Genomic DNA, 2,962 nt, shown 5'->3' on the forward strand with positions numbered 1-2,962 from the left:
TCGCTGCTCGAGGCTGGGGTAGAGGTGGTAGAAGCCGTCGAAAAGGCTCTTGACTACTTTCGATTGATGCTCAGTGCCCATTGTATTCGCTACGATTAAACTCGGCACAGGGGATACTGGTTTTCCGTGCGAAAACGCTCATGCCGCTAAATTGAGCGACCGCCTGTACTGCAGCGGGATCATCCGCCCGAGCGATCCCTTAATCCGTCGCCCGTTGCGCCAATCGGCAGAAGCCACGCGTGGACGCTAATCGCTCGAGCGAATCGTCGTCGGTTTCCGTTTAACGATTTCTTTTTCCGCTATTATCCGACCCTCGGACTTCCTCGTGATAGAAGTAGTCCACGATCACCGGATGCCCCTGGGGGACTCTGCCATAAGGCATTTCGTTGTCCACAAAGGGGCAATCGTACTTCTTGGCCATTTCCTCGGCTTTTACTTCAAGCGCTTCAAAATAGCTACGGTTGCGCTTGTTATAGATCTCATCGTAAAGCGGTACGAGATTGGGATGTTTCTCGGCGATATAATCCAGGATCGCTTTTTTGAAACCACCCCGAAGATTGAGATTTTCGAGCCAAAACAAATCGCACCGATCTTTTACTCGCTCAAAAATCATCTCAAAATCCGTGATGCCGGGAAATACCGGGGACACGAAGCAGACCGTACGGATACCTTCGTCATACACCTGCTTCATAGCAGCGATACGACGCTCGATGCTCGACGCGGAGTCCATATCGTTCTTGAAGTTCTCATCCAGCGTGTTGATCGACCATGAAACGGTCACTCGTCCAAGCCTCTTCAGCAGATCGATATCCCGTACCACAAGATCGGACTTTGTGCAGATCAGAATATCTGCATCGCTGCCAATCAGCTGCTCCAGGAGTTTCCTGGTATTCCCGAATCGCTCCTCCTGTGGATTGTAGCCATCCGTCACAGAACCGATAACCACCCGCTGTCCAGCGTATTTCTTCGGATTCTTGATTTCCGGCCAATGCTTCACATCAAGAAAGGTGCCCCATTCCTCCTTGTGTCCGGTAAAGCGCTTCATAAAGGAGGCATAGCAATACTTGCAGGCATGCGTGCAGCCTACATAGGGATTGACCGAGTAGCCGCCTACCGGCAGGCTGGACTTGGTCATGATGTTCTTTGCTTCCACCTCATTGATGAGGATTCCATCGATCACTTCCGCCATGTTCTCTGCACCTCCAGCACTCTTTCGAATTCTTCCGGCAATTCCTGAATCATGTTTTCGTCCCCTATGACAGAGACGAGGTCTTCCTTCATAAACATTGGAATGCCAAGCGCGTGCGCCTGGTCCGTCAAAGACCATGCCCACTCCGGTTCCGTATGAACCTTCCTGCTCTGCGCCCCGGTCATGGTACCGACGACGATCCAGTTGATTCCGGAAAGGTCGACCGTACCGGGATCGTCGAATAGCGGCTCAAAAGTAACGAAGAAGTGATTTGCTTTGACGTTTTTCCGAAGGGCGTCGATACGCCACAGCTCCGCTTTCCTCGTCACCGTAACGCCGAACCATGCGTTTTCCAGGTCGGTATCTAAATCCAGCAAATCGGGTCTCTTGGTCAGGAACAGGAACTGATGCTGTGGATTCTCATGGATCTTTGCAAATACCTCGTCTCGCCATTCCAGCTTCCACCCGGAGAGATCGCTCATGCCGGTAAGGAGAAAGTTCTGCGGGCGTTTCTTTTCCATCATCTTGAGCTTGCTCGGGAAGAACGCAGGATCAGCGAAGTCGTCAATCATATGCCAACGTTTCACATTGTTACGGGCATAGCAATATGGACACCCCACCGTGCAGCCGATGACGATATTCATATTCTGAATCTGATTTTTGATGCAGATGCTCATAACGCCTGCCTACCTGCCTCTCCCGTAAACACGCAATCAGCCTTCCCCACCTTGCGGGCAAAAGCCTCGATATCTTGCTTGCAAGCAGCAGGCTCGCAATCGCTCAAATCGTATGACGTGCCGCCGTTTCGATAGACGGCCCGATGGGAAAACGATCGGCTGACAAGCCCGATGCCGAGCTTCTCGCACAGGGTCATCCGTGCTCCCTTTCAGCTATAAAAAACAGGTGTCTATAAACAGTATCCTTGTTGATTTTCGCAGGGGCAATGAACAAACGCGTGCACCTGTCGATAAACGAACAGCTACTGGACATTGTCAAACGACTCAGATTGGAGAGGCGATGGGAGAAACCAAGATCGACCGCCGGCGGCGCTACACCCTCTCGGTCATACAGGAGGCGTTCTTCGCGCTGCTGGCCGAGGTCGGCTTCGCGAAGATGACGGTGGCGGACATCTGCCGCCGCGCCGAGATCAACCGGGGAACGTTCTATCTGCATTGCGAGGATAAGTACGCGCTGCTCGATGCGCTTATCGACGAGGCATTGGCAGCGGCTCCCCCGCTTGAGGGGGTTGAATCGGCAACGCTTTGCCAGCGTCCGTCGGCAGACGACGATTATCGCCTGCTTTATTCGGACAGCGACTCATACGCTCGCGTAGCCCAGCGCGTCATAGAACGCGGAGCGGAGCAGATGGTTCCCTGGGTCATGGAGAAAACAGGGCTTTCACGCGAAGACGCCTTCCTGCTCTTCGTCCACAACGTCCAGGGCGATCTGGCCGTCAACCGCCTGCTCGGCTGGAGACGAGGCCCCGAGTTCGCCCATGCCCAGGAGCTGCTCAACGCCTATTCCGAAGGGGGCTTACTGGCGGTATCCGCTCTTCGCGATTCCGATAACCCATCGTGACCTGCGATTCAGGAATACCAGCCTCCGAGCCCTCTCGTTCGGAGGCTGCGGCTAAAACCTCATTGCGCGTCTACCGCTCCGCGTTACTCGCCACCTGCCCGCGCCACCGAGAGCAGGGCGCCCAAATCGGCCTGGATCGCCCCTGCCTTGCTTCCGAGCTGCAGCGGAGCCGAGCCGCCCGAGATGTTTACGCTC

Annotated in this window: 4 protein-coding genes; 1 reads left to right on the top strand and 3 read right to left on the bottom strand. The window is 54.5% G+C overall.

The features are described 5' to 3' along the window. Nucleotides 1-280 precede the first annotated feature (280 nt). Genes DXD77_RS10055 through DXD77_RS10065 form a run of 3 tightly spaced genes read right to left on the bottom strand, consistent with a single transcriptional unit; the run spans nucleotide 281 to nucleotide 2,063 of the window. The gene (locus DXD77_RS10055) at nucleotides 281-1,189 is read right to left on the bottom strand and encodes a radical SAM mobile pair protein B (protein WP_055252675.1); all 909 of its coding nucleotides are present in this window, start codon (nucleotides 1,187-1,189) and stop codon (nucleotides 281-283) included. Then, nucleotides 1,177-1,866: a radical SAM mobile pair protein A gene (locus DXD77_RS10060; RefSeq protein ID WP_055252677.1), complete on the bottom strand. Its 690-nt coding sequence runs from the start codon at nucleotides 1,864-1,866 to the stop codon at nucleotides 1,177-1,179. Before DXD77_RS10060 ends, DXD77_RS10055 begins: the two co-directional genes overlap by 13 nt. Next, nucleotides 1,863-2,063 (bottom strand): hypothetical protein, encoded by a 201-nt coding sequence (locus DXD77_RS10065; protein ID WP_055252679.1) that lies wholly within the window; start codon nucleotides 2,061-2,063, stop codon nucleotides 1,863-1,865. Before DXD77_RS10065 ends, DXD77_RS10060 begins: the two co-directional genes overlap by 4 nt. Before the next feature lie 143 nt (nucleotides 2,064-2,206). Here DXD77_RS10065 and DXD77_RS10070 point away from each other — a divergent pair, with 143 nt between their 5' ends. Beyond that, nucleotides 2,207-2,767: a TetR/AcrR family transcriptional regulator gene (locus DXD77_RS10070; RefSeq protein ID WP_055252681.1), complete on the top strand. Its 561-nt coding sequence runs from the start codon at nucleotides 2,207-2,209 to the stop codon at nucleotides 2,765-2,767. Nucleotides 2,768-2,962 lie beyond the last annotated feature (195 nt).

Source organism: Collinsella sp. TM09-10AT (assembly GCF_003436275.1).
In the GTDB taxonomy this organism is placed as follows: domain Bacteria; phylum Actinomycetota; class Coriobacteriia; order Coriobacteriales; family Coriobacteriaceae; genus Collinsella.